This window comes from Bartonella pachyuromydis (assembly GCF_039543065.1).
In the GTDB taxonomy this organism is placed as follows: Bacteria; Pseudomonadota; Alphaproteobacteria; order Rhizobiales; family Rhizobiaceae; genus Bartonella; species Bartonella pachyuromydis.
Window position 1 is genome coordinate 239,056 of the sequence record NZ_BAABJA010000002.1, and the last position, 24,168, is coordinate 263,223.

At 38.2% G+C, this 24,168-nt stretch carries 21 protein-coding genes and 1 pseudogene; 3 read left to right on the forward strand and 19 right to left on the reverse strand.

What is annotated here, in order from left to right:
- Positions 1-84 precede the first annotated feature (84 nt).
- A complete protein-coding gene (locus ABD917_RS02865; RefSeq protein ID WP_345118589.1) occupies positions 85-969 on the forward strand; it encodes a methyltransferase domain-containing protein in 885 nt (294 codons plus the stop codon).
- Between the two features lie 14 nt (positions 970-983).
- Here the strand turns inward: ABD917_RS02865 and ABD917_RS02870 are convergent, their stop codons facing one another.
- The 3 genes from ABD917_RS02870 to ABD917_RS02880 form a co-directional block, all read right to left on the reverse strand.
- Positions 984-2,339 (reverse strand): L-cystine transporter, encoded by a 1,356-nt coding sequence (locus ABD917_RS02870; protein WP_345118590.1) that lies wholly within the window; start codon positions 2,337-2,339, stop codon positions 984-986.
- 2,234 nt (positions 2,340-4,573) lie between these two features.
- Positions 4,574-5,947, reverse strand: coding sequence for a glutamate--cysteine ligase (locus tag ABD917_RS02875; RefSeq protein WP_345118591.1), 1,374 nt, complete (start codon positions 5,945-5,947; stop codon positions 4,574-4,576).
- 68 nt (positions 5,948-6,015) lie between these two features.
- Entirely contained in the window at positions 6,016-6,759 is a 744-nt protein-coding gene (locus ABD917_RS02880; RefSeq protein WP_345118592.1) for a 16S rRNA (uracil(1498)-N(3))-methyltransferase, read from the reverse strand.
- 235 nt (positions 6,760-6,994) lie between these two features.
- Here ABD917_RS02880 and ABD917_RS02885 point away from each other — a divergent pair, with 235 nt between their 5' ends.
- Positions 6,995-7,150, forward strand: a complete 156-nt coding sequence (locus ABD917_RS02885) for a hypothetical protein (RefSeq protein WP_345118593.1) — start codon at positions 6,995-6,997, stop codon at positions 7,148-7,150.
- A 69-nt stretch (positions 7,151-7,219) separates the two neighbouring features.
- On the opposite strand, the gene ABD917_RS02890 is transcribed toward ABD917_RS02885, so the two are convergent.
- Complete coding sequence (locus ABD917_RS02890; RefSeq protein WP_345118594.1) at positions 7,220-9,100, reverse strand: AsmA family protein; 1,881 nt, start codon at positions 9,098-9,100, stop codon at positions 7,220-7,222.
- A 321-nt stretch (positions 9,101-9,421) separates the two neighbouring features.
- On the opposite strand from ABD917_RS02890, the gene folD reads away from it, so the two are divergent.
- Complete coding sequence (gene folD / locus ABD917_RS02895) at positions 9,422-10,321, forward strand: bifunctional methylenetetrahydrofolate dehydrogenase/methenyltetrahydrofolate cyclohydrolase FolD (protein WP_345118596.1); 900 nt, start codon at positions 9,422-9,424, stop codon at positions 10,319-10,321.
- A 44-nt stretch (positions 10,322-10,365) separates the two neighbouring features.
- Here the strand turns inward: folD and edd are convergent.
- The 15 genes and pseudogenes from edd to ABD917_RS02970 all read right to left on the reverse strand — a co-directional run bounded on the left by edd (position 10,366) and on the right by ABD917_RS02970 (position 23,651).
- Positions 10,366-12,192 (reverse strand): annotated as a pseudogene (gene edd / locus ABD917_RS02900) (phosphogluconate dehydratase).
- Positions 12,193-12,239: 47 nt separating this feature from the next.
- Positions 12,240-12,977, reverse strand: coding sequence for a 6-phosphogluconolactonase (pgl, locus tag ABD917_RS02905; protein WP_345118597.1), 738 nt, complete (start codon positions 12,975-12,977; stop codon positions 12,240-12,242).
- A gap of 10 nt (positions 12,978-12,987) precedes the next feature.
- Positions 12,988-14,463 (reverse strand): glucose-6-phosphate dehydrogenase, encoded by a 1,476-nt coding sequence (gene zwf / locus ABD917_RS02910; RefSeq protein WP_345118598.1) that lies wholly within the window; start codon positions 14,461-14,463, stop codon positions 12,988-12,990.
- 119 nt (positions 14,464-14,582) lie between these two features.
- Positions 14,583-15,866, reverse strand: coding sequence for an NAD(P)/FAD-dependent oxidoreductase (locus ABD917_RS02915; RefSeq protein WP_345118599.1), 1,284 nt, complete (start codon positions 15,864-15,866; stop codon positions 14,583-14,585).
- A gap of 11 nt (positions 15,867-15,877) precedes the next feature.
- Positions 15,878-17,305, reverse strand: a complete 1,428-nt coding sequence (locus ABD917_RS02920) for a glutamine synthetase family protein (RefSeq protein WP_345118600.1) — start codon at positions 17,303-17,305, stop codon at positions 15,878-15,880.
- A gap of 648 nt (positions 17,306-17,953) precedes the next feature.
- Positions 17,954-18,232 (reverse strand): GNAT family N-acetyltransferase, encoded by a 279-nt coding sequence (locus tag ABD917_RS02925; protein WP_345118601.1) that lies wholly within the window; start codon positions 18,230-18,232, stop codon positions 17,954-17,956.
- A complete protein-coding gene (locus ABD917_RS02930) occupies positions 18,184-18,453 on the reverse strand; it encodes a GNAT family protein (protein ID WP_345118602.1) in 270 nt (89 codons plus the stop codon). Before ABD917_RS02930 ends, ABD917_RS02925 begins: the two co-directional genes overlap by 49 nt.
- Before the next feature lie 129 nt (positions 18,454-18,582).
- Entirely contained in the window at positions 18,583-18,807 is a 225-nt protein-coding gene (locus tag ABD917_RS02935; RefSeq protein ID WP_345118603.1) for a hypothetical protein, read from the reverse strand.
- The gene (locus ABD917_RS02940; protein ID WP_345118604.1) at positions 18,782-19,870 is read right to left on the reverse strand and encodes a type III PLP-dependent enzyme domain-containing protein; all 1,089 of its coding nucleotides are present in this window, start codon (positions 19,868-19,870) and stop codon (positions 18,782-18,784) included. Before ABD917_RS02940 ends, ABD917_RS02935 begins: the two co-directional genes overlap by 26 nt.
- A gap of 403 nt (positions 19,871-20,273) precedes the next feature.
- Complete coding sequence (locus ABD917_RS02945; protein WP_345118605.1) at positions 20,274-21,134, reverse strand: MFS transporter; 861 nt, start codon at positions 21,132-21,134, stop codon at positions 20,274-20,276.
- Positions 21,074-21,565: a hypothetical protein gene (locus tag ABD917_RS02950; RefSeq protein WP_345118606.1), complete on the reverse strand. Its 492-nt coding sequence runs from the start codon at positions 21,563-21,565 to the stop codon at positions 21,074-21,076. The genes ABD917_RS02945 and ABD917_RS02950 overlap by 61 nt, the downstream gene beginning before the upstream one ends.
- A gap of 1 nt (position 21,566) precedes the next feature.
- Positions 21,567-21,749, reverse strand: a complete 183-nt coding sequence (locus ABD917_RS02955) for a hypothetical protein (protein WP_345118607.1) — start codon at positions 21,747-21,749, stop codon at positions 21,567-21,569.
- Between the two features lie 149 nt (positions 21,750-21,898).
- Positions 21,899-22,492 (reverse strand): hypothetical protein, encoded by a 594-nt coding sequence (locus ABD917_RS02960; RefSeq protein ID WP_345118608.1) that lies wholly within the window; start codon positions 22,490-22,492, stop codon positions 21,899-21,901.
- 221 nt (positions 22,493-22,713) lie between these two features.
- Entirely contained in the window at positions 22,714-23,004 is a 291-nt protein-coding gene (locus ABD917_RS02965; protein ID WP_345118609.1) for a dTDP-4-dehydrorhamnose 3,5-epimerase family protein, read from the reverse strand.
- A 362-nt stretch (positions 23,005-23,366) separates the two neighbouring features.
- Complete coding sequence (locus ABD917_RS02970) at positions 23,367-23,651, reverse strand: restriction endonuclease (RefSeq protein WP_345118610.1); 285 nt, start codon at positions 23,649-23,651, stop codon at positions 23,367-23,369.
- Between the last annotated feature and the right edge of the window lie 517 nt (positions 23,652-24,168).

A 24,168-nucleotide genomic window follows, 5' to 3' on the forward strand; every position in this document is an offset into this window, starting at 1 on the left:
ATTCACATCCTAAGCTTGACAGAGCTTGCACAAAAATGAACCTTCTCAAAATGTACGCATTACAAATTGAGAGACTTTAACAATATGTCGCATCCTTTCATTTTTGATCACGACCGCATTGAACAATTCCGTAAACGTGCTTTCCAAAAAGCAAAAAAAGGACATGACTTTTTACTATCCTATATGGCTGAAGATCTCTTTAGGCGCCTTAGTACTATTGATCGTCTCTTTACGTTAGCGCTCGATCTACACAGCCATACAGATCTTGCCGCGCAAGCTCTCCTGAAATCTGAAAAAGTCCATTTTATAGAACGTGTTGAAACCGATATGCTTTATCAAAGCCATGACAAAAAATTTCATTTACGTTCTCGAGAGTTTCTTGATTTTCCGCCCCATTATTGTGACCTTATTGTATCACTTCTTTCATTACAAATGACCAATGATACCCCTGGCGTTCTTAATCAGATAAAAAATATTCTTAAACCAGATGGCTTATTTCTGGCTGTTATGGCAGGAGCTGGTACGCTTAGAGAATTACGTGAGTGTCTTCTACAAGCTGAAATGGAAATCTATGGCGGAGCAAGCCCTAGGATCTATCCTTTTGCCGATATTCGTGAGATAGGTGCTCTTTTACAGCGTGTTGGTTTTGCTCTGCCCGTCGCAGATATTGAAGATGTTACCATACGCTATAATACAATGTTTGATCTCATCAATGATCTTAAAGCTATGGGCATGCAAAATGCGCTCATCAATCGCTCACGGCGTCCCGTATCCAAACGCTTTTTTCTCCGCGCAGCTGAAATTTATGCAAAGCAATTTAGCGATCCTGATGGCCGCATTCGTGCGCATTTTTCTTTCATTTGGCTGTCTGGTTGGGCTCCTCATCCAAATCAGCAAAAACCCATAAAGCCAGGATCAGCACAAATATCTCTTGCTGATGTTTTAGTAAAACAGTCTAAAAAACTGTAGATTCAACACGGAAATTATTTTTCAAAGATGCTTCTATCCGTTGTCCGTAACATCTGACTGGTTATCGTTCCAGCCAACATTGAATCACTTACATTGAGAGCTGTACGCCCCATATCAATGAGAGGTTCAATGGACATAAGTACAGCAACCAATGAAACAGGAAGACCCATAATGGGCAATACTATTAATGCAGCAAAAATAGCACCACCACCAACACCAGCTACACCAATAGAACTCAAGGTTACAACACCAACAAGAGTAGCAATCCACATAGGATCAAGAGGATTAATCCCCATAGAAGGAGCTATCATAGATGCAAGCATTGCTGGATAAAGACCTGCACAACCATTCTGTCCAATTGTTGCTCCAAAAGAAGCTGCAAAACTGGCTATTGATTGCGGTACACCAATCCATTGCGTTTGAGCCTCAATATTCAAAGGAATACTCGCAGCACTCGAACGACTGCTAAAAGCAAATATTAAAACCGGTAAAACTTTTTTGAAAAAACGAAAGGGATTAATTCCTGATATGCCAAGCAACACACCATGAATGCCAAACATAAGAAGAATACCAACATAGGACGCAATAATAAAAACCAATAAATTTAAAATATCTGAAACGTGCGAAGATGCTCCTACTTTAGTCATCAGTGCAAAAATACCATAAGGCGTCAAAGCAATTATAATACGGACCAACCGCATAATCCAAGCTTGTGTCACTTGAATAAATAAAAGTACTTTTTCTCCCTTTTCTGGATCATCTTTCTTTAAAAGAAGAGCCGCAGCGCCTAAAAATGATGCAAAAATAACAATACTAATAATGGATGTACGTTTAGCTCCACTTAACTCAGCAAAAGGATTTTTAGGAATCAAAGATAAAATCATCTTTGGAACATTCATATCTCCAAGTTGAGAAATACGATCCCCGAGAACAGCAGAAATATTTTGCCCTTCATAGATCAAACCACTTGCTGTTAACCCAAAGGCATTAACGACTAAAATGCCAACCAACGCTGAAAGAGCCGTGGTAAAAAGCAATATTGAAATTGTCATTATACTCATTTTGCCAACAGCATAAACAGAATGTAAATGAGCAACTGCTGAAACGACAGAGATAGAAACCAATGGCATCACAATCATTTGTAGTAATAAAATATAGCCATTACCAACAATGTTAAACCATTCAACGGATTTCAACAAAGTGGCTTCACCTTCTCCATATATAATCTGCAAAACACTTCCAAAAATCAAACCAAGAATAAGCCCTAGCATAACACGTAGTGAGAGGCTCCATTCCATTTTCTTACTTTGTGCAAGCCATAATAAGAAAATAACAAATAGAAATAGATTAATAAAAAAATTAAATGTCATTGTTTATGCCCACTCTTGTTATGCTTGAGATGAATAATATGCACAATTTAAAATCAATGCTTGATATTCGAAAATGAAATATAAAGCTTACAAATATTTTACAAAATCATTATTTTTTAATTTATCGGCTAAAAGAGGAATTTTTATCTACTAATAGCTGTTTAACTAAGATAAAAAATTAATTGAAATTATCCTTCTTTTAATCCATAAACGTTTATGAATTAAATAGAGTGTACATTATATCTCAAAACTAAAACATAATTCTAGTATAACTGATTAGATAAATAATATGAGCATTTTTTCTGTTTTATAAAAAAACAAAATTTTTCATAAAGCTATCTAAATTGTTGGATAATTTTATAGCTTATTTTCCTTCATATATCCCTACATCATCTTTGCCAATTTTATGCGCAATATTTTAAATTATTTTTATTATCATTTCTTTTAAAATACCCATCACTCTATTGGAAAGAACCTTTATATATCTTTCCTCGGCTTTAGATGAAAACTCCTTTTCTTTTATTTATCGCGTTCTTTTAATGGAATCACACCCCTTATAAAGCACCATAGTATGCTGTTGTGCTGCGCATTCGTACATTGGTTTTAAAGAAATATCTCTCAACGCTCCAAAGTCCACCGCAAAAATGTAACCTTTGAATAGTATAATGCAAAGACATTGGGCACCGATCTCTTTAAAAATTATCAAGATATAAGCCGGTACAATCATACTGTTTACTAGTTACTAGCTCCAAATTTTTCGAAACCCCTCCTATTTAGATGGCTTATAAGAGGCATTTTTACTCCTTCTTTCAATAGCTTTATCTACACATCAATCTCGCTTGCAATATGCAAAAAATGGTTTTAATTGTTTTACCATCAGGGGATTTAAAATGAGAAAATTTTATAATATCCGGAAATTTTCATTCAATATGAAAAACAATAAGTTAGCATTATAAATCAATTTATTATATAAATATTGTGTATAGTGTTTAAGATAAATTGGAATAAATTATCAATAAAATAGCACATACTATACAATCGATATAAAATAATTAAGCAACATTTGGTACCATAGTCATTTTATTTAAAATTTTTCTGTTTATTATAAATAAAAACTCAATTTTTTGATTCCTAAGTAAGTTTTGTTATCTGTATTGGTATTATTTGGATATACTAAAATTATAGCCTCATTTAATATAATATGCTTTATAAGATATTAGAAGACCGATAAAAGATACATAATGGTATTAAAAAGAGAAATTGAACTCGTTATATCTAAAGAATATAACAATAAATACTGTGAGAAATATTTAATAGTGTTGACAATTAAGCCTTTAGAGCTAGACATTTAAAAATATTATTTTAAACGCTTGCTTTTTTGCGGACATTTTGCTGATTTTGATGAAAAGGCTGTCCTTCGTATCTAACAGCTTAAAAATAATTAAGGCTTTCCAAGCTAATGTAATTAAATACGATGCTGATTGGAATAATTTAGCAGAGATTTTTTTAGTAAAATGTAAAATGGACTTTCATAGTTCAATGTTTAAGTATACAAAAACTCTAATTCTCCTATTGAGATCAACCGATAGAAGCATATTACGGATACGAGAGAATGATAACACTCAATCCTCTAACTCGTAAAATACAGCCATTGTGTGCCTTTTTGCTTTACAGATATTTTGCAGGATATACTGTATTAAAAGATAGAAATAGGGAAATATATTCTTTTATCTAATAATAAAGGTTTTATCTCTCTTACTAGCACAAAAATTTGTGCTTATGATTTTATTTCAAATGCCATAATTTATCATATAAAATATGGCATAAATGCTATATTTTAATATAAAAATAAAACTAAGTTTATTATAATTAATTTTTTACTTTGAATTCACATTATGTAAATTTAAAAATTGTCTTCTTATGCATTACGAATGAACAATCGTTATGTTGATAGAGACGTTTAAGAAATAGCTCATGCCTCTTTATGAGCCATATTAATTTTAAAAGCAGATATACAATTTTTATTGAAGTAATATTATAATGGTGCCAATCCATTACATCTATTAAGTAAAATGACAATGCCCAATCACTGTTAACATTATACCCTTTCATTGAATTCGGATGGGAAATGGGTTTGATAGCCAGATGCAATACCTCTCTAAAGAGAAGCCATAAATGAGTAATAACAATACGCATCTCTTTAAAAATGCAAAGCAGTCTTTTTCTTTAAAAATTTAATAGGCACATTCTAAAAATAGAGGTTCTACACTACCACTCCAAAGTGAATGAAAAAAAGACAAAAACCTATCCGCATCTGTCTGTCCCATTGCAATCACTTCTTCTAAAGGATCCAGAAAAATTGTCTCATCCAAACCATCAGCATCATACTGTCTGCGATTTTTTAAGCCTTTGTATGAAATAGCAACAGCTTGACGGGCTATTTCTAAAATAGTGGTCTGACGAAAAGGTGTTCTTAATCCTTCTTTAGGAACACGTTCACGCACCTCCAAAACTTCTTCAAAACACCAATCTTTTGTCAATGCCTCAGCTTCATTTAGTGCTTCACTATCATAAAGAAGTCCAACCCAAAAAGCCGACAATGCACAGATACGTTGCCAAGAGCCACAATCAGCTCCTCTCATTTCTAAAAATCTTTTTAAACGAACTTCAGGAAATAAAGTCGATAAATGATTAATCCAATCTCCCATATTGGGTACTAAATTTGCAATCTGCCCTCTTAATGCTCCATTCATAAACTGACGAAATGTTATATGTGTACAATCGTAATAATGGCTGTCCCGCACAACAAAATACATGGGTATATCAAGTGCCCATTCAACGTAATCAGCAAAACCAAAATTCTCAGAAAACACAAAAGGAAGAACTCCAGATCTCTGATTATCCGTGTCGCACCAAATTTCAGAGCGCCAAGATAAAAAGCCATTTGGCTTCCCTTCTGTAAAAGGTGAACTGGCAAATAATGCAGTCGCAACAGACTGTAGCTTCATGGAGACTTGCATTTTTCGCCGCATATCAGTTTCAGATGAAAAATCAAGATTAACCTGAACTGTCGATGTGCGATACATCATATCAAGACCACTATGACCCACTTTTGGCATATAATTAGCCATAATCTTATAACGTGATTTAGGCATTCGCGGAGTTTGTGCTAAGGTCCATTTTGGACTAGCACCCATTCCCAAAAAACCAATGCCCAATGGTGCTGCAATTTTCTTGAGAAGCACTAAATGCTCCATGAGCTCACAATAAGTGTGACCAATTGTTTTGAGTGGTGCACCAGATAATTCAAATTGTCCTCCAGGTTCTAAAGAAATGGCACCTTGACCAACTGATCCTATAAGCCCAATGATATTCCCCTCATCTAAAATAGGTTGCCATCCTAAAGCTTCTTGCATTCCCTCTAGAAGTGCACGAATCCCACTTGAACCCTCATAGGGAACGGGGCTAAAACCATCTATGTAGAACGGAAATTTTTCATGCTCTGTACCAATACGCCAATCATGCTCTTCTTTACATCCCCCTTGGAAATATCTCACCAAGGAATCTAAGTTATCAATTTCACTCTCATCATTTATATCAAGCGCCATAACTTATTGTATCCTATCATCAGTGACATCATTTAAATGAATCGTTTAGAATAATTCTTACACGCTTCTCAATTAATTGACCAATCCCCCACCGTAACATTAAGAAGAGCTAAAGCAGCAACAGCAGCAGTATCAGCACGTAAAATACGTGGTCCCAAAGATATTGGAATTACAAAAGAGTGCTTTTTTAAAAAGTCTCGCTCTTTTTCACTAAAACCGCCTTCTGGTCCGATGAGAACACCAGATGTTGTAATTTCGTGCCTTTGTAGAAGATGTAATGGATTATAGGATTTGCATGCTTCATCACAAAAAAATAACGGTCGCGTTGTATTCCAATTTGCTAAAAGTTCTGCCAATGAAACAGCAGTTGCACATTCAGGCAAAGATAAAATGCCACACTGTTCAGAAGCTTCGACAACATTAGCTTCTATGCGCGCCATATTGATACGCGTAACCTGTGTGTGATGCGTTATAACAGGCTGCAAAGTCGATACCCCCATTTCAACAGCTTTCTGCACCATATAATCCAAACGCGCGTTTTTGATTGGAGCAAAGCAGTAAATGAGATTCGAATGCGTCGTTTGTAATCTTTCTTGATGGATAAGCTGAGCCACAACAAATTTTTTCTTAATCATAATGAGTTTAGCAAGCCATTCACCATCCTGTCCATTAAAAAGTAAAATTTCCGCTCCTTCTTGCATCCGCAAAACACGTACAAGATAAGAAGCTTGCTCCCCCTCTATCTTTATTTCTTCATTCAAAGCAAGTGGTTGTCGGATAAATAATCTTTTAAGTTTATAATTTATGCGCATAAAAAATCGTACCAAAACCCATTATAATTATCGAGAAAATGAAAAAAACATATAACAAAAAGAAAAAATTATATCTATAGAGCTATAACATATGAAAGAATTATAGAATTTTTTAGCTTTATGAGGTAGTTGTGGAACAAATCGAACAATAAACGATTCTGTTTATCTACAATTTTATAACAACATACCGTTTATCATTATATTCAATCATTGATTGTATGATTGGAGGGAAAATATGACTGCTAAAAAAGCTACAATTATTACTATTACTACTCTGTTAGCCTTTGTTCTCATTACTGTAGGAATTGGCTCCGTTGGAGCTGATGAGGATCATACAATCAGCAAAGATGGTTATGGTATTTCTTCTAAAGTTTCAATAAATGCAGGTTAGCTTATCTTTAAAAATTCTACAACAATGTTCTATTTGTTAGAAATTTTCTAAAACTCTTGCTACGAGCTGTTAATCTGCATCGATATCTTTTACAATCCAGAAATTACCGTGCTTTTGTCCTTGAGAGCTAAGAGAAAAAGTAGAAGGTTGTGCAAGGCTATTAGCAAGACACTCGACATCTCTACATAGAGTTTCTGAACTATGACTTTTTCGCAACTGTGCCTGTAATGTAAAAGCATTCTGCTGATTTTGCATGATAGTAGATGTAATTATTCCCCAAATCGATAAATTCCAGTCTGCTGTACGCATCAATGATTCTGTTATCTTTATCGTACCATCAGAAAAGCTGGTTTGAATATTCCAAAGATCAAACGCTGTTAAAAGGGTATTATTACCTATTAAAAGAAATTGTTCACTTTTTGAAAGCTTTGTTTGTAAATCATTTAAATCATATCCTAATAGCCGACCAGAAGACATATTCAGTGCTAATTCACCTTGCATTTTTGCAAAAAATTCTGACCAAGAACGGGCGAACGTTCGTACTGTCATAGTAAAGTTTGTTTTGCTCTGTACAAATGGGACAATCCCCAAAACCTCCAAAGCAGTTTTCATATCAATTGAAGTCCCTGTCGCGCGTCCTTCAAGTCGTACTTTCTCACCAGCTGGTGCAATTTCTATATTGCTTTGCAGGGATCCACCCAAAATATTTACATGACCAAGATCAAAAATACCATGCCCATTTCTTATTTGTATTGCAGCAGCTAAATTGGTAAGCGTGATATTGCCTATTTTTGCTTGCGGTGCAGAAAGCCTTACATCCACCCCGATACGATCAAAAATTGTCATATCAAGGAGTAGACTCTTCTTGTTAACGGGAGAAAACGCTGCTCTTAAGAGATTAAAATCGAGGTTATCAAATGCTAAAGATCCCATTATAATTGGTACACGATCATAAAAATCAATTTCCAAAGCTCCACGCGCATTTACTGTTCCTATCATAGATGTAACATTATCCATTTGGATGTGCATCGGCCGCGCTAAAAAACGAGATTCCCATACAATAGGCTCTGTTAACCTATGTCCCCAAAACTGACTTCCTCCAATCCAAGATAACGTCTGATTCCATCCCGGAGAATGCATCGATACTTTTCCGTCAAAAATATAATATTCAGACAATTGTGCCTGTCCTATAAAGGTTATACCACCACGTACAGAATTGAGACTTGCCTTAACTTGGCTTTTCCCTCCTGCTAAAAGCAGCAACGCTTGATCGGTATCAATAGATAATTTTGTTAATTCCCCATGCCAACGAGCATCTGCACGAAACCGAGCTTCTTTGCTCAATTCTGACCAATCTAAAGTCGCATTTAGTCCTGTTATTTTTTCTGCTATATTGGAGATACTATCATGATATACGAGCACACCATTCTCAATAGCAATCCGCCCAAAAGGCTGGTTCAAAAGGCGGTCTATATCTGGATCATCCGGATTATGCTTCAATATTTCACGTGCATTGCGTATTGCTAATCCTAACGCACCTTGTGAGCGTGGAAATCTCTCAAAAAAATCTGCTACTGTTTTAATAGGTCTTTCCATAACAAATTGGGGACGTACAATACGCGTCTCTGAAAAAGAAATATGCCCCCACAAAAGATCTATCAAAGATAGATCAACTTCTATGGATTCAGCTTCCATCAATGGTACAATGTGATTCATTTTTGCTGTTAAAGTAACACCGGAAAGGTATACTTTAGGATAGGGAAAAAGATTCAAACGCGGAGGATCTCGCAATTGCACATTATAGCCTGTCCATGCACTCAACTCCTGCGCTAAACGAATACGGATCACATCTGTAGACACAAGATAAGGTAAAATGAGAATACCAACTCCAAACACAAAAGTAATGGTAACAAAAATTCCGCTCAAAAATTTTATTATTCTGGCGCGCACAATATTCCTCTACACTTTCACCCCAGCAACAGATAAAAAACAATCTAAATGATTGTAAAAAAACTTCTTATAATATTAAACTTTGCTCTATCTTATTTGAGAACTTCATTCTTCTTGTTTTTATCCAAAGTTTATTCAAACAGCAATATTGCTGCTTTTTTACAAAGCAATTATTTTAAAATCTTCTAAAAACTATAGAATCCATATAACACTATCGAACCATTCTTATAGTTCTTATATGAGTATTGCTATAAAACCCTATTGTATTGTCAGCAAATGCTTTACACAAAAACAAATAGCCCTATCGAAAGGATCTCTCTCATGAATCATATTATTGACGGAAAAAAACTCGCTGAAGAGATTATTGTAAAGGTTAAGGCTGAAACAACAAAACTCCGTAATCACTGTAATATACAACCTGGTATTGCCGTTATCATTGTTGGTGATGACCCTGCAAGCCAAGTATATGTGACATCAAAGAGCAAAAAGGCTGAAGAGTGTGGTTTTTTTTCAAGCAAGCATATGCTTTCCAAAGAAACGCAAGAACAAGAACTCCTTCAACTTATTACAACATTAAATTCCGATCCTAAAATTCATGGCATTTTAGTGCAACTGCCCTTACCCTCCCACATCAATACGGATCGTATCACACAAGCTGTTGCTTACCAAAAAGATGTTGATGGTTTTCATTATATCAATATAGGAAAATTAGCAGCCAATGCCCTTGATGATGCTATCATACCCTGTACACCAGCTGGCGCCATGATGATGATTGAACAACAATGTGGAAAAGACTTATCTGGTCTTGATGCTGTTGTCGTTGGTCGCTCTAACATTGTCGGAAAACCTATGGCCGCCCTTTTAACAGCAGCCAATGCCACTGTAACAATAGCCCACAGTCGTACCCGTGATCTTGATGATGTGTGTCGTAGCGCCGATATTTTAGTAGCAGCTGTAGGGCGCCCAAAAATGATCAAAAAAGACTGGATTAAAAAAGGTGCCGTTGTAATTGATGTCGGCATTAACCGCATTGCTGCTCCAGAAAAAGGTGTGGGGAAAACGCGTCTTGTTGGTGATGTTGATTTTGAAGAAATAAAAGAAAAAGCAGCTGCAATCACCCCTGTTCCAGGAGGAGTTGGACCGATGACAATTGCTATGCTGATGGTTAATACGCTCAAAGCGGCTGCTCGAGCACATAATTTACCTGTGCCCAAATTTTAAATATTGATTGTATAAATATCGCTGTCGTTCTTTTCGTACTTTATTCATGTCATAAGAACAGATGCCCCTTGATCCGCGCGGTTAACGCACTTGCGAAAAACATGAAAAAGCTCACGCCCAACACCGTATTCATTCTTTGAAAAATCAGGCGTTACAATTGCGCGTGCGTTAAATTTTGATAAATCTTCCAAAAGAGTTAACTTTCCCACATGCGCATCAAGACAAATAATATTACCATCTTGCAAACGCGCAAGAGGACCATTATCCAAAGCTTCTGGGGTCACATGAATTGCGGCAGGAATTTTTCCTGATGCACCTGACATACGAGACCGTCCGTTACCAATGCGATCTTTTGCCCCTGATCTTGTAAAACACTTAAAATTGTTGTTAATTTATGAAGTTCTGGCATGCCATTGGCTTTTGGCCCTTGATAACGAATAACAGCGATAAAATCTTTGTTATTCAATACCCCAGATTTAAAAGCCTTTTGCAATTCCTCTTGATCATTAAAGACAAGAACAGGAGCTTCAATACGCCAATGCTCACGCTTAACAGATGAAACTTTCATAATAGCTGTCCCCAAATTGCCCGATAAAACACGAATCCCACCCTCAGACTGAAATGGTTTTCTCCATCCTGCTAATATTTTATGATGAGCACTTTCCTTGATAGCAGGCTCACGGACTATATGACCATCAGAATCAAGCTTTACTTCAATTGCATAAGAATTGAGATCTGTACCAAAAACTGTACAAACATCTTCATGCACTAATCCCGCCTCAATGAGCTCACGAATAACAAATCCCACACCACCAGCAGCATGAAAACAATTGATATCAGCCACACCATTGGGGTAAATTCGTGCTAAAAGAGGGACAACTGACAAAATTTCTGCAATATCATGCCATGTTAATCGAATACCGCAAGCAGCAGCCATAGCAATCAAATGAATCGTATGATTGGTAGATCCTCCCGTTGCATTTAAGCCTACAATAGCGTTCACAAAAGAACGCTCATCCACTATCATACCAAGTGGATTATAATTATCACTAAGAGCTGTCATTTCAAGTACACGCTTTGTAGCTTCCCTTGTTAAAGCATCACGCAATGGTGTATTCGCATTGATGAAAGAGCTACCTGGCATCTGTAACCCCATCATCTCCAATATCATCTGATTTGAATTAGCCGTCCCATAAAATGTACATGTTCCTGGTTCATGGTAAGAACGTGCTTCTGATTCTAACAATGTTTGACGATCTACCTTATTTTCCGCGTAAAGCTGGCGTATCTTCACTTTTTCATCATTCCCTTGACCACTCGTCATGGGGCCAGCTGGTATAAAAATTCCCGGTAAGTGACCAAATGTGAGCGCACCAATCATTAAACTAGGTATAATTTTATCACAAACCCCAAGATACAGTGCGGCATCGAATATATCGTATGATAAGCCTATAGCGGTAGCCATTGCAATCACATCTCGTGAAAAAAGAGAAAATTCCATCCCCGCATTCCCTTGTGTTACACCATCACACATCGCGGGAACACCGCCTGCGACTTGTGCAACACCACCCACTAAGCGTGCAGCTTCTTTAAATTAGGCGAGGAAAAGACTCAAAAGGTTGATGTGCTGAAAGAATATCATTATATACAGTAATAATACCAATATTCCCAGCAATATTACGCTTCAAACGCTCTTTGTCTATTGGACTACAAGCAGCAAAACCATGCGCTTGATTGGCGCAACCCAAAAAACTTCGCTTGGGACGATTGGTCTGTGCTTTCGCAATATGATTTAAATAAATTTCTCGCGTTAGTAGAGAACGTTCATAAATCCTTTGTGTAACCTGAGCAATTGTCTTGGAAAGTGCCATGTTTCCCCCCCTTTTTACTTACAGATCTCATCATCAATGATGAGAGATCATGTATTCACTTCGTTTATTTCATTTTCATTCGGAGACCAATAAACCTGAACAAGATGATGGGCATTGCGTAAAACAGCGCGAACAGGCATTTCCATTTCAGATCCATCTTGGCAAACCGCTTCAAAACAATCGCGTTTCTGCCCCCCCTCAAAATGAAGAATAATGCAACGCGATTGAATTATAACTGGCAAAGTTAAGGTGAGTCTTGGCTCAATGGCGCTTTTTGCATGAAGTGGTAAAACAAGTGCTCGTGTTTGAAGATCAAGTGCTTGCTTTAGACGATCCGCATCAGGAAAAAAGGACGCAGTATGTCCATCATTTCCCATTCCTAAAACAGTGATATCAAAGGGCTGAGATAAAGTATTGATTCGACTAGCTGCTGAAAAAGCAGCAAGCTCAACGGTACGTGTTTCATGATAAAGCCCTACAAAATGCGCTTTAGCGGCAAAATTTTGTAACAAATGATGCCGTACCATATGTTCATTTGAACGCTCATGATGAGCAGGTACAAAACGTTCATCAACCAAAGTGACGATAATATTTTGCCAATCGATATCAGCTTTTGATAAATAATGAAAAAATAGTTTTGGTGTTTTTCCACCAGAAACTGCTAAAATCGCACGCTTACGCTCCAGAATCGCTACACTCAGTTCTGCTGCAACATGGTCGGCCAACGCCAAAGCAAGGGTTGTTGGTGTTTTAAAATTTAAATGGTCAATATTTATTCCATGCATCGTTATTGCTCTAAACTAAATTATTCCACATCCGTCCATCGCGTTCCATCAAAAGCGTTGAAGCAGATGGTCCCCATGAACCAGCACCATATCCATGAATAGGCTGCTTTCTTACCCGCCACCCCTCAAGAATAGGGTCAATCCAACGCCAAGCCGCTTCAACCTCGTCACGACGCATAAAGAGTGTTTGATCACCACGAATAACATCCATTAATAAGCGTTCATAAGCATCAGGATTACGCTGAGAAAATGCAGACGCAAAACTCATGTCCAATGGAATATGACGAAATCGCATGCCACCTGGACCTGGATCCTTAATCATCAACCATTGTTTTACTCCTTCATCAGGCTGAAGACGAATAACAAGCCGATTAGAAAAAATCTCATCCGAATCTACATTAAAAATGTTATGAGGAATGGGGTTGAAAACAACAACAATTTCAGACATCCGCGTGGACATCCGCTTACCAGTTCGTAAATAAAAAGGTGTATCTGCCCAACGCCAATTGTTAATCTTAACTTTAAGTGCTACAAATGTTTCGCTCTTGCTGGATTTTTTTCCCAGATCATCAAGATAAGATCCCATAAGAACACCGTCCAAGATACCGGAAAGATACTGCCCACGTACAGTATGTTGCTCTACGTTGTGAATACCAAGAGGCGTTAAAGAATGCAAAACTTTCAGTTTTTCATCACGCACAGCATTCGCTCTATTAGTAAATGGTATTTCCATAGCCACCAAACAGAGCAACTGCAACATATGGTTTTGCACCATGTCACGTAGTGCACCTGCACTTTCATAATATTCTGCACGCCCCTCCAACCCTAGAGATTCAGCAACCGTTATCTGAACATGATCAATATAATTGGAATTCCATAATGGCTCATAAAGCGTATTAACAAATCGCAATGCCATCAAATTCTGAACAGTTTCCTTGCCAAGATAATGATCAATACGAAAGATTTGATCTTCATGAAATACTTTTGCAAATATATCATTGAGTTCAACTGCTGTTTTGGTATCATGGCCAATAGGTTTTTCAATGATAATCCGTGTTTGCTGCGTCACTAGATTATTTTGCCCTAATCTTTCCACAATATCACGGAAAAGTGGAGAACCAACCGCTAGATAAAAAGCTCGAATATCAGCTGAATCTTTTGACAGCAATAGAGCGAGATCTTGCCATCCTCGGTTTGAGGTAACATCAACAGAAACATAACTTAAACGCGCAAGAAAACGATGAAGTTCAATTTGATTGAGATCTTTTTGATTAACATGTTTTTCTAAAGAAGTGCGAACAAAATTTTGATACTCTTCATGACTCCATGCTGAACGCGCAACTCCAATAATACGCGTTGGCTCGCTCAATTGTCCAACACACTGACAATGATAGAGAGCAGGTATAAGTTTGCGTGATGTTAAATCACCATTACCACCAAAAACAACACAATCAAATGGAGAGACTGGAATAATTTTACTTACCATAAATTTGTCTATCTTCCCATTCAATTATAAAAGCTGGAACAATTTAGAGAGGCTCACATCATTAAAGCAGATAGATCTTAAACAAGCCATTAATTTTCTTCATTGTAAAGGGTAATTCATTAAAAATGATCTAGCAAAGAAAACCAGTGCATTGCCAAAAACACCAACGGATAACGCAAAATTCTTCCCCCTGGAAAAGACGAAATTTTTAAGTTTTGAAAAGAAGCAAAACGCTCGCGTTTTCCCGTCAACCATTCAGCATACAATTTCCCTATAAAAGGAGCAAGGATAACGCCATGGCCCGAATAACCACCACAATAAGTCATCCTTGAGAAAAGTTGGCGAACATAAGGCATACGTTCAACCGTAATGGCGACAGTTGCTCCCCAATGATGGGTTAGATTAACAGAGTGTAGATGAGGGTAAATTTCAGTCATCTGACGTCTTATACGTTTTTCTAAATTTGCAGGATACTGATTATCATAGCTTTCTACTCCACCAAATAATAAGCGATTATCAATGCTTTTGCGAAAATAGCGAACCATAAAACGAGAATCATCTACCGATTCTCCTCCTCGAAGAATCGGACTCTCTTTTGCCAAAGGTTTCGTTGCTCCGATATAAGAGCGAATAGAAAAAATCTTTTTCTCAATCAATCCTTGAAGTCCAAGCTTATAAGCATTGGTCGCAAGTAACACATGCTCCGCCTTTATATTCCCCCGTTTTGTTATCACCCTCCAATGGCTACCACCGCGTTCTACTCCTGTTACTTGTGTTTTCTCATAAAGCTTAGCACCAGCATTTTTCGCATTTTTTGCTAACCCAACAATAAGCTTTAAGGGATTAATATGGCCCGTATTCGCATCATAAATACCACCATGATAAAAAGAGGAGCCAAGCCGTTTTGCAGTTTCATCCCTGTCCATAAAAGTAAGACCGTGATAACCATAACGTTGCATTGTCTCTATATGCCGTTGGTAAGATGCTAGTTCACGTTTTTTATGAGTAACAGAAAGCTGCCCTCCCATAAAATCGCATTGGCAATCAGGCTTTGCACACCAAGATAAGATATCTCTTTTGGCTTCTTCAGCCAAATCAAACAGAGCCTTGCTTCGCTCAAAACCATATTTTTTCTCTAGTGTTTCTACCCATTGTCGTTGCCCCGTTCCTAATTGTCCACCATTGCGCCCTGAAGCACCATCACCAAAACGGGAAGCTTCAAATAAAACAACCTGCACTCCCGACTTCGCTAAATGATAAGCAGCTGAAAGGCCGGTAAATCCACCTCCAATAATAATGACATCACACTGTATATTTTCATTTAAAAATGGATAAGAGGGGCGCTCTTCTAAAGTATCCTCATACCACGAAATTCCCGGAGAAATCGGATTATAATCAATCATCGTGATAAACCTCAAACATTAAGCAAGAGATATTCGCGCTCCCACGGACTAATTACTTCCATAAAAGTTTCAAATTCCTGTCGTTTGATTGCAGCATAAGTACTGACAAACACATCTCCTAGGATAGCACGTATCGCTGTATCTTGTTCAAATAAATTGACCGCTTCAATAAGACCACGCGGTAATTCAATGTTATCAGCATTCACATTACTTGTTGTTGGTTCGTCGGGTTCAAGCTTTTGCTGTAATCCAATGAGACCGCAAGCCAAAGAAGCTGCAAGAGCTAAATAAGGATTAGCATCTGACGAGGGAAGCCTATTTTCAACACGCCGAGCTTGAGGAGCAGAACGAGGTACACGAAACGCTGTGGTGCGGTTATCATATCCCCATCGTAAATTAACAGGTGCTGAAATATCCGGCATAAGACGTCGATAAGAATTTACATAAGGAGCAAGCATTACAAGTGCTCCTGCCATATGTCGTTGTAACCCACCAATAAAATGACGAAACCAAACACTTTCTTCACCATCCTTTTGTGTAAAAATGTTCATACCCGTCTTCTTATCAACAACTGATTGATGAATATGCATCGCAGAACCTGGCTGCCCTTGAATAGGCTTGGCCATAAAAGTGGCATACATATTATGCTTTAGTGCTGCTTCACGAATTGTTCGTTTAAACATAAAAACTTGATCAGCTAATTCGATTGGATCACCATGGCGTAAATTGATTTCAAATTGACCTGCCCCTTCCTCATGAATGAGTGTATCAATCTCCAACCCTTGTGCTTCCGAAAAATGATAAATATCATCAATGAACTCATCAAATTCATTCACACCGGCAATCGAATACCCTTGTCCCCCACCAATTGAACGTCCAGAACGGCCAACTGGAGGAACTAAAGGATAATCAGGATCTGGATTTTTTTCTACCAAATAAAACTCAATTTCCGGTGAAACAACAGGCTTTAGTCCCATTTTCGTATAAGAATCAATGACTTTTCGTAAAACATTTCGTGGTGTGTAATCCACAACCTGTCCATTTTGATAGACAAGATCACAAATCACTTGTGCTGTGGGAGCATCTTCCCACGGTACAATGCTTAATGTAGACAAATCAGGCTCAAGGCGTAAATCACCATCTGTTTTGGGATATTCAAAACCATGACCATCTTCAGGATAATCTCCCGAAATTGTTGCAACAAAAACCGCTGAAGGTAATGCCAATGATGTTTCCGAGGTGAATTTTTTAGAAAGCATCATCTTGCCACGAGGCACACCCGCTTGATCAGGCGTAATACATTCAATATCTTCTACCTTACGGAAAGCGAGCCACTGCGAAACTTGCTCCCAATTGTTTACACCCCTTAAATTTTTTAGGAAACGAGCGACAGGCTTAGAACCCTTTTTTTTCATTTGTTTACCATTTTTCACAGCCATAACACACCAATTAAAAAAACAATCAAAGCCCGCTCTTATGGTATCATCTCATGTTTAAGCGTTACTAAAAATTCTTATCAACTTCATTTTAGAGAATATGCAACTCTCATCAAGGCGAAAGAGACCTTGTTATCATTATAAACTGCTTATCATATTAAACATAGTGAAAAATGGCACTGCACACGATATATCGGCGCTAACGTTCTGTTTGTAAAAAACAAAAGTCCTAAAGCCATTCTGGCAAGCAATAATCGTATAAAATCTTATAGTGGATGCTCAGCGTAATTATGACATCTCTACTCTTCATGGCCACAAAAAGCGATATACATCACCACTTCTGCTTGCTAAATCTATACAGTAAGATACCCAATCATAACGTCTCATTAACTGCGCCTTACCGCAACTGCGATAAACGCTTGAGACAACGAGAAACACTCAGCATTGGTGGACAGATGAACGAAAGGCAAATTTCCTATTCTGATAACAAATCTAGCTTGATTTAAAGCACTAACCCCCTCAATGATTTTTTTTGCCTCTCTCCAGACGCTGTATATATGACTTCTTAGTTGCGCAACTGAATTTTATTCAGTATTGACAATTTACCTCATCGGTACAGTCCATACAATATATCAAGAAATACTTTTTTAGCTAATCACACATTATAAAGCTATAAATATTCTGATCATGAAAAACGCCGTTCAACAATTCAGCTTTTCTCAATCTGCCCTCAAGCTCAAAGCCACAGCGCTGCGCTACTGCGTTGCTTTTTGGGTTGTCTACTGAGCATGTTATGCCAAATCTTTTTATTTCGCCAGATTTCAAATAAGGCTGTATCAAGGCTTTCACAGATTTAGTGATAATCCCTTTTCCTTGAATTTTTAAATCAAGCCAATAGCCAATAGCCAATAGCCAATAGCCAATAGCCAATAGCCAATAGCCAATAGCCAATAGCCAATAGCCAATAGCCAATAGCCAATATAAGCGATCTTATTACCACTATCAATCCTATTGAAAGAAAGTAATCCCACTGGAGCTTCATCAAACAAAATAGCATATGTTTTTCCATCATTCTTCTGATATTGCAAAAAGCAAACGTCAAGAAAAATAGCTTCATCATGTTCATTCATAACATAACGTGGCCAAGCCATATATTGACTGAATTCCTTTCTATTACGATCTATGATATTAAAAAGTTCGGAAGCGTATCTCGAGGAAGCGGGTGCGAGTTGAATATTTTTATCCACACTAATAGCTTCCTCTGCATGCAATAAATCCACTCATCCAGCTGGTAAGGCATTTTCTGCAAGCCTAGCTGTTACGATATCTTTTTTGTATAAAGCATATACGGGAGGTTTAAGACGCGTCCATTCATGAGCAGTTTGTAAATCATAAGAACCGCAACCGCGAATAATAAACAACTGATCTTTGCCCAAACCATAATCTTCCCTAAAAAAAAGACAATCATTTTCAAAACCGCTAAAACCTGCTAGTATCTGACGCATGTTTACCACAAGCGTTTTTTTTCTCCTCTAACGGCACAAGCGAATGATGCCAAACACGCACAGAAGGTATCCAGTTAATGCTAAGATTTGTCTGTATAATATCGACCTGACCGCGCTTTTTAATACTCACAGTTCTCCCTACAGTATAACCATGATCTTCGCTGATATACCTACTAGGCTCAAAAAACAATTTCCATCTAGCAGGTAAAGTGGGGTCTTGTTCAGATAAAACATTAAAAATTCCTTGGAAAAACTCCCGTGGTTTCGTAGCCATAACTTCAGCATCTGCTGAGAAGGAGTCTGCTGGAAATCCGCCCCCTATATCAAGATATCCTCCCTTAGGCATATTTTTTAAAAGGAAAGGAAGCCAATCACGAAAATTCTCAATAATTCGTGCCGGACTTTCCAGATTTGAACCGATATGAAGATGAAAGCCCTTAAGATAAACATTCCTGCAAGATTGCAGCAAGGGAACGATTTCTTCCTCAAATTCTTCCACTGTCACTCCAAAACGAGAACGCTGGCTATCTTTGTAAAAATGCGCCAATCTTAAGCCAAGACCCACTACGCGGTCAGTAGCAGAAACCAGATCAATTATGGCCTTGAGTTCGTGCGGACTGTCGACATGAATCAGTGCATTTTTAGCAATCCCTTGAGAAAAATCGTTGAGAGATTTATAAGGCCCATTCAATACAATCTTATCGCCAGTAAAACCAGCCTTTAAAGCTAGCTGAAGCTCATCTGCCGAGCATACTTCTGCGCTAAGTCCGTGCTCAGCGATTAGTCGCAACAACAAACCTAACGAGCATGACTTAACCGAAACAGCGATAACTGGGTCCGGAAAATATTGCTGACAGACCGCTTGCAAACGCAGAACCCGTTCCAGCGCAGAATCAACATCGAATATAAAAAATGGCTCGTCTCCATAAGGCTGGCGTTCACACAGTCGTTTAGTTGCCGTGATGATATTTTGAGCTACTATTTTTGCGCCATAACTGTATGGTAACTCCCTGATAATCTCGTTGAGCATTAAGAGGAGCATAGATAGCAAGATACCGCTCATAAAATGCATCCTGCATATTTTCCTCAAGCTGACACGTGAACTTATTTTCAATTCTCATATATCTACGAAGATTTTCTTTACGCTCTTTATAGGGACAAGACAATAATTCATCATTTTTTTCTTGATCCAATTTCAATCCTGCTTTGCCAAAAAAGTCATGCCAATATGTAGTGTCCGAGCAGGATCAAGTTTGACCCCTATGGTGCTATAAACGTCAGTAATCATTTTATCGCTAGGCGTCCTTCTATAGTAAAAATTTGAAGTACAAAGGAAGAAATAAAAACTACTTATCCCGCCGCAAGTAACGGAGTGCAATCCAGCTGCACCCCATAGACTAAAAAGATGCAAAAGACTTATAACTGAAAAATCTATCTACTAAACTTTACCCGATGCAAATAAGATTTTAGCGAATATCTGCTTCTGTTTTTGGCAAGGCCGATATCCATGCTATTTTATTACCACGCCACGCAAAGGCCGCTACAAATAACAAACCAAGCAGAACACTATAAAGGGCGTAAGCGCCCAGAGTATCAAAAGCCCAACCAGCTACAAGAATACCAAGCAAGCCCAAAAAACGCGTGATAAAATCAATCACACCATACCAGCTGCCAAAAACATCTTTTGGAATCGCTATTTGCATAACGCTTTCTGTTGACCGAAAATATAAGGACGAGCCAAAGGAAAAAATAAACATGCCAACACCCGCCATATAAATATTCCCTCGTATCCCAAGCGCCAAAACAACTCCTCCTAGCATGATAAAATGTGACAGCTGTAAAACCATCACTATACCCGCTTTCTGCCCATAGCGGCGGAAAACCAGTGCGACAATAATACCGCCTGTTGTTGCAACACTAAATAAATAGCCTGTTTGTTGGGTTGCAAAGCCATGGAAACCACGTAAAAATGATACCCACAACAACACCAAAACACCAATCACTAAAACACAACTCGAATAGCTCAAAAGAAATACACGCCAACGAAGATGCTTCAACAATTGATAAACAGCGCACGCTGTACCCCATATGCTTTTCTTAAACCGCTCCTTTAAACCAGCTTTTTGAACTGTTTGTATGCCCTTAATTTGCTCTTCTAAAGGACTGCGCACCGCCATGCTAAGCGTAAAAATAAGGCTGGCCAACATCAAACCAATAGAGACTAACAAAGAAGTGTTTAAGCCTATATAGAGAATGGCCAAAGCACCTAAAGTAGGGCCAATAGTATTAGCAAGGCCATAGGCCACCGCTTTAGTAGAATTAACCAAAAAGATTTGCTCTTTAATAAAAAGAAAAGGCGTAAGAGAAAAAAAATCAGCCGCGAATAATGATGGATAAGATCAACAAAAAAAGCAAAACCCCATAGAGAGATAATATGAATATAATCACGCGACAAAACAATCATCACCAACGCAAACACCATAATATTTAATATTTGCGTAGCGATGAATAAGCGCCATTTGTTAAACTGATCTATAAAACCCGCCCCCAATATCATCACGATGATTTCAGCAACATACCCAATCGCATAAGTAGTTGTGACGGAAGTCGTTTTCCCTGTAAGCGAGTAGGCGATATTGGCAAAAACGAGATCATAAATGGCTTCCGATAAAAGAAGAAAACAACCGATCGCGATAAAAATCGAAAGTTTTCTTCTTTCTTCACTGAAAAAGCGAACCTGCATCCCAGCTTCTTTCATATTAAGCGGCGACAAACTCTACATGAGCTGGCAGTGCCGCTTTTAGCTCTTCTAGCGATGCAAAATTCTGCACACCTAAATTAGGGTCCAAAGAAAATAGGCTCATAGTAATTTTTCCTAAAAGCGTTCGCAAAGCACTTGGATCATCGAAATGCGGACTCATAGCTTTTTGAAAAGCTTCCAATGCCGCAAGCTCGCCTTCATCCTTAGCAGAGGCTACAAGAAGCTCTAACTCTTCTTTCCATAGTTTTAATTCTAAATTTTGTTACTTTTCCATATTTATTCTCCTTCTCTTTAATGTTCAGCAGCGAGTGCAGACTCTACAACAACAGCCTAGCTGTTTTGTTGTTCATATTTAGCCATTTGATAAAGGATCGTATCTGGGCAGCGCAATTTGGGACAATTGAGACCATCTCTTAATAAAGCATCGGTAACCACAATAGCGTCCTGACCAAACATTGGAATATCCATCCGCGGCTCATTCTCATATACAAAAACTTGCCCTTCACAGCGAACCAAAACATCTTTAGCACACCGAGCCGAATAAGCTACGCCTAGCTCAATAGAAACATGAAATCGGGGATCGCAGATTGTTTGTAGTCGCGAAACAGTCCCAAAACTTTGAGAGCCCTTGCGTAAATCAACAAACTCAAGTTCAAGCTCTAATCCTTGGTGGTTAAGAAAAGTGTACAACTTTTTTGTACGTGCATGTACATATTTGGTTTTATGCACTTGTCGTTCATCACAGCATGCAGAAAGGTTCAAAATATCTGCTACACATGCTTCCGTATTCGGCACCAGCGTCCAAGACTTCGCACCCGTAAGCGCATAACGGTTGCGTCCCACTCCCATCCCTAGCGCAGATGGAACCATTAATAATTGCTCTAGCTCTGTACTATCATCCGCCCATGCCTTCGGCTCTAGCATAATAAATCTTTCTTCTCCATCAATATAGACAGGGTAATGCGCTAAATAACTCTTAGGTTCTTAAGAAGTTTTTGTGATATTTTAGACAAGAATAGATGTCCGTTATCAGGCAACCTATGCGCATTACCCCTCACTATAGGAAAAGACTCGAGCTCTTTACTTCTATCCACAGAGATAACATCATTGTCGATATTTTACGCAGGATTATCAATATCACTATATCAAATAGGCTCATCCCGTGTCACGATACGTTCTATGTTATCAAAAGTATGAGCGACACCTCGTGGAACAATAAGCCGGCGATAGACACTCGGTGCAAATGCTATCGCTACATGATGATGCAAAGTTGGGCTTCCTTCCCGACAATCAACAAAATGCCCATGAATATACTTACCATTATCTCCCATGAAGGTCAGACGGTCATCTTGCCCAATGTGGATACCATAAGTGCTGTAGTTAAAACTGCTCTCATGCGTCACAAAGTCAGAAATAAGCGGACCTTCGCTAGACATAATCTTCTGATTAAACTAACCAAACGGAGCTTCTATATCAGTTACAAAATTGGCTTCAAACCGCAAACCATCTCTCTTAAACTGCTGGTCACGCACTGAATTAAGTACTGTAAGCATTTACCCCTCCCCATTTAATGCCTCGTTCTCCATACATGTTAACTTATAACAATAAATAGTGATTTAAAACTGTTATTTATAAATATAAAGAAAATTTATATAATATACGGTAACTACTATATAAATGTAGTATGTAATATACAAACTTACATACACTAACCTTCAGCTCACGTTCTTATACAAGAAACGATACAGTACAATCAAAAGGAGTGAATACTCGGAATTGCCCATATGTGCTTGTCTCCCTACTGTGCGGCAACGGTGGTGCTTAGTACATGCGCGTTAGCATCATTTACGCGCTGCGCGGTAATACTACCCGCCTCAGCTGCCAGCTCTGCCCTCACCCCGCGCTTATAGTCGTGCCAACTGGACACCGGCATCTGGTTATATGCCACGTCCGTTTCTAGTGCTTCAAAATGTGCCTTGCCGCATTTGATCTTCATCAATTCTTTAAGCCGCAAATCAAACTCGCTGCTTGCTCCTTTTGTCTCCAGCCAAAATAAAGCTTTTGTTCGCCCTCGCGCGCTCATACTGCTCAATCTGACGTATAAGAGCCAATGAACGTTGCTATTTTAAAAATTCTTGGCAGTTAAAAAAATAATCTTACATCAGAAACATTATCGAGATTTTGCGCAAATTCTTTCTCAGTACGCTCTCACAAATCACATGATCATAAACACTTTTCCGCAGACCCACGACCGCCATATGATCGCCTTTTATGACCTCATTTTACAGATGTGGAATCAATTTTATTACGCTGCACACATTCCGCGATTATCTTATCATCTGCATGAGAGCAAAAACATGAAAAACATACAACGGCTTCGATCATAAAGCCAACTGCTCAATCAACCTATACGAAAATGCATATGCAGGCAAGTGCCCCCATAAAATACCATGTTCCAAGCTCATCCATATGGCCCCCTTTTTAAAAGGGTGCCTATGACTAATCATAATAATAATCCCAAAGGACACATTTAACTCTTGTCTAAAATAAGTCGGTTTTGGATTGATGAAAACGTACTAAGATACTCACATCATCCAACC

Bases quoted from the DNA above. Each gene is read 5' to 3' on its own strand.
- ABD917_RS02865 (WP_345118589.1), top strand. From the start codon at position 85: ATGTCGCATCCTTTCATTTTTGATCACGACCGCATTGAACAATTCCGT.
- ABD917_RS02870 (WP_345118590.1), bottom strand. From the start codon at position 2,339: ATGACATTTAATTTTTTTATTAATCTATTTCTATTTGTTATTTTCTTA.
- ABD917_RS02875 (WP_345118591.1), bottom strand. From the start codon at position 5,947: ATGGCGCTTGATATAAATGATGAGAGTGAAATTGATAACTTAGATTCC.
- ABD917_RS02880 (WP_345118592.1), bottom strand. From the start codon at position 6,759: ATGCGCATAAATTATAAACTTAAAAGATTATTTATCCGACAACCACTT.
- ABD917_RS02885 (WP_345118593.1), top strand. From the start codon at position 6,995: ATGACTGCTAAAAAAGCTACAATTATTACTATTACTACTCTGTTAGCC.
- folD (WP_345118596.1), top strand. From the start codon at position 9,422: ATGAATCATATTATTGACGGAAAAAAACTCGCTGAAGAGATTATTGTA.
- pgl (WP_345118597.1), bottom strand. From the start codon at position 12,977: ATGCATGGAATAAATATTGACCATTTAAATTTTAAAACACCAACAACC.
- zwf (WP_345118598.1), bottom strand. From the start codon at position 14,463: ATGGTAAGTAAAATTATTCCAGTCTCTCCATTTGATTGTGTTGTTTTT.
- ABD917_RS02915 (WP_345118599.1), bottom strand. From the start codon at position 15,866: ATGATTGATTATAATCCGATTTCTCCGGGAATTTCGTGGTATGAGGAT.
- ABD917_RS02920 (WP_345118600.1), bottom strand. From the start codon at position 17,305: ATGGCTGTGAAAAATGGTAAACAAATGAAAAAAAAGGGTTCTAAGCCT.
- ABD917_RS02930 (WP_345118602.1), bottom strand. From the start codon at position 18,453: ATGGCTTGGCCACGTTATGTTATGAATGAACATGATGAAGCTATTTTT.
- ABD917_RS02935 (WP_345118603.1), bottom strand. From the start codon at position 18,807: ATGCGTCAGATACTAGCAGGTTTTAGCGGTTTTGAAAATGATTGTCTT.
- ABD917_RS02940 (WP_345118604.1), bottom strand. From the start codon at position 19,870: ATGAGCGGTATCTTGCTATCTATGCTCCTCTTAATGCTCAACGAGATT.
- ABD917_RS02950 (WP_345118606.1), bottom strand. From the start codon at position 21,565: ATGAAAGAAGCTGGGATGCAGGTTCGCTTTTTCAGTGAAGAAAGAAGA.
- ABD917_RS02960 (WP_345118608.1), bottom strand. From the start codon at position 22,492: ATGCTAGAGCCGAAGGCATGGGCGGATGATAGTACAGAGCTAGAGCAA.
- ABD917_RS02965 (WP_345118609.1), bottom strand. From the start codon at position 23,004: ATGTCTAGCGAAGGTCCGCTTATTTCTGACTTTGTGACGCATGAGAGC.
- ABD917_RS02970 (WP_345118610.1), bottom strand. From the start codon at position 23,651: ATGAGCGCGCGAGGGCGAACAAAAGCTTTATTTTGGCTGGAGACAAAA.